Source organism: Aromatoleum evansii, assembly GCF_012910805.1.
Classification (GTDB): Bacteria; Pseudomonadota; Gammaproteobacteria; order Burkholderiales; family Rhodocyclaceae; genus Aromatoleum; species Aromatoleum evansii.
This window is the reverse complement of the sequence record NZ_WTVK01000304.1, coordinates 1-388: the sequence shown is the minus strand read 5'-3', so window position 1 is coordinate 388 and position 388 is coordinate 1. Positions and strand designations below refer to the sequence as shown.

Below are 388 nucleotides of genomic sequence, written 5' to 3'. Positions count from 1 at the left end.
GAGCAAATAGCGCTTCGGAAAGAAGTTCTGCAGCCAGCCGACGCTGAGCGAGCCGACGATGTTGAACAGGCCGATCGCGGCGACCACCCAACCGCCTGTCGTCGCCGGAATGCCGCGGTCCGCCAGATAGGCGGGCAGATGGATGGTGATGAAGGCGAGCTGAAAGCCGCAGGTGAAGAAGCCGAGCACCAGCAGCACGTAGGAGCGATGGCCGAACGCCTCCGCCAGCGCCGTCCTGAACGATTGCTGATCGGCGGGCGCCACATCCTTCGTCGCCGCAGGCGGCGTCGCGAGCGCGAGCGAGAGCGGCAGGATCAGCAGCATCAGCGCGCTGAACACCACGAGCGCGGTCTGCCAGCCGAAATTGTCGATCAGGGCGACGCCGAAC

General features: G+C 65.7%; 1 protein-coding gene. It reads right to left on the bottom strand.

Annotation, left to right across the window (positions count from 1 at the left end; translation table 11 throughout):
• Window positions 1–388 (bottom strand): MFS transporter (locus GO615_RS28445; protein ID WP_169133127.1); only part of this gene is annotated, 388 nt, incomplete at both ends.